Consider the following 1,905-nt stretch of genomic DNA (forward strand, 5'->3'; position numbering starts at 1 on the left):
GATGCCCGCCCGCACCGCCCCGCCCCCGCCCGCCGCGGCCGACGACGACCTCGTGATCGAGGCGGTCGACGTCGGTATGACCTTCGGTACCGTCCGCGCCCTCGACTCGGTCAGCCTCGCCGTCCCCCGGGGCAGCGTGCTCGCCCTGCTCGGCCACAACGGCGCCGGCAAGACCACCCTCGTCGGCGTCCTCACCACCGCCCTCGCGCCCACCACCGGCCGGGCCAGCGTCGCCGGCTTCGACGTCCGGCGCCGCCCCGCCGAGGTCCGCCGCCGGATCGGCCTCACCGGCCAGTACGCCACCGTCGACGGACGGCTCAGCGGACGCGACAACCTCCTCCTGCTCGCCGGGCTGCTCGGCGCCGGCCGCCGCGCCGCCCGGACCCGGGCCGACGAGCTCCTCGACCTGTTCGACCTCGGGCAGGTCGCCGACCGGCCCGCCCGTGGCTACTCCGGCGGCCTGCGCCGCCGCCTCGACCTCGCCGCGAGCCTGGTCGGCCGACCCGAGGTGGTGTTCCTCGACGAACCCACCACCGGTCTCGACCCGGTCAGCCGGTTCGGCCTCTGGGAGATCGTCGAGGGCCTCGTTGCCGAGGGCACCACCGTCCTGCTCACCACCCAGTACCTCGACGAGGCCGATCGGCTCGCCGACGCCATCACCGTGCTCTCCGGCGGCAGCGTCGTCGCCCACGGCACCCCGGCCGAGCTCAAGGCCCGGGTCGGCCGGCGCACCGTCACCGTCGTCCTCGACGGGCCTGCCGGGAGCGACTCCGAGCGCGCCACTGAGGCACTGCGCCGAGCCGGGCTCGCCCCCGTCACCGGCCGCGAGGGCACCGCCCTCGTCGTCCCGATCGAGGCCACCCGGGACATCGCCGCCGTCGTCCGGGCGCTCGACGGGGTCGGGATCGAGGCCGCGGAGCTCACCTTCGGCGAGCCCGGCCTGGACGACGTCTACCTCGCCCTCGCGCACCGCGCCGACGGCGCCGACCGCGCAGACCGCCCCGCCCGCCTCGTCAGCCCGGAAGGACCCGCACGGTGACCACCACGCTCGACACCGGCCGACCGCCCTGCACGTCGACGCCCACCGAGCCCGCCTGGCGCGGCAGTTCGCGGCTCACCCAGGTCCGCATCCTCACCGGCCGGTCGCTGCGCGCGCTCGTGACCGACCCCGCGGTGCTGCTCTTCGGCCTGCTCCAGCCCGTCATCACGCTCGTGGTGCTCTCCCAGGTGTTCAGCCGGATGGGGCTCCCGCCGCACTTCCCGCCGGACGTCACGTACCTGGACTTCGTCCTGCCGGCCGTCCTGGTCGACAACGCGGTGCAGTCCGCCGTCCAGTCCGGGGTCGGCCTCGTCGAGGACCTGCAGAACGGCATCGTCGCGCGGCTGCGCTGCCTGCCCGTCGCGCCGAGCTCGCTGCTCATCGCCCGCAGCCTCACCACGCTGGTGCGCGCCGCCGTCCAGGCCGTGATCATCCTGCTGCTCGGCATCCTCGTGCTCGGTTACAACCCCAGGGGCGGGGCCGGCGCGGTCGTGGCCTCCATCGGGCTGACGCTGTTCATGAGCTGGGCACTCGGCTGGCTGTTCATCGCGGCGGCGGCCTGGCTGCGGCGCGCCGAGCCGATCCAGAACCTCGCGATCATCGCGGTGCTCCCGCTGATGTTCGCCTCCAGTGCCTACGTCCCGACCGCCGACCTCCCGGACTGGCTCGCCGCCGTCGCCCACGTCAACCCGCTCACGTACGCCATCGACTCGACGCGCGCCCTCGCCCTCGGCCTGCCCGGGACAGGCACCGCCGTGTGGGCCCTGCTGCTCGGCGCGGCGGTGGCGGGGGTCGGCGCCTGGCTCGCCGTGGTCGGCTTCCGGCGGCCGCTGACGCCGCGCTGAGAACAGGCCGACACCCGGGCC

2 protein-coding genes are annotated in these 1,905 nt (G+C 75.6%); both read left to right on the top strand.

Annotated elements, in window-relative coordinates; all coding sequences use genetic code 11:
• Window position 1: 1 nt before the first annotated feature.
• Window positions 2–1,039 carry an ATP-binding cassette domain-containing protein gene (locus ACFVWU_RS44830; protein ID WP_387632490.1) on the top strand — a complete coding sequence of 346 codons (1,038 nt, stop codon included), beginning with the start codon at window positions 2–4 and terminating at the stop codon, window positions 1,037–1,039.
• Window positions 1,036–1,884, top strand: coding sequence for an ABC transporter permease (locus ACFVWU_RS44835; RefSeq protein ID WP_387632492.1), 849 nt, complete (start codon window positions 1,036–1,038; stop codon window positions 1,882–1,884). Before ACFVWU_RS44830 ends, ACFVWU_RS44835 begins: the two co-directional genes overlap by 4 nt.
• Window positions 1,885–1,905 lie beyond the last annotated feature (21 nt).

This window comes from Kitasatospora sp. NPDC058190 (genome assembly GCF_042883685.1).
GTDB lineage: Bacteria > Actinomycetota > Actinomycetes > Streptomycetales > Streptomycetaceae > Kitasatospora.

Bases quoted from the DNA above. Each gene is read 5' to 3' on its own strand.
- ACFVWU_RS44830 (WP_387632490.1), top strand. From the start codon at position 2: ATGCCCGCCCGCACCGCCCCGCCCCCGCCCGCCGCGGCCGACGACGAC.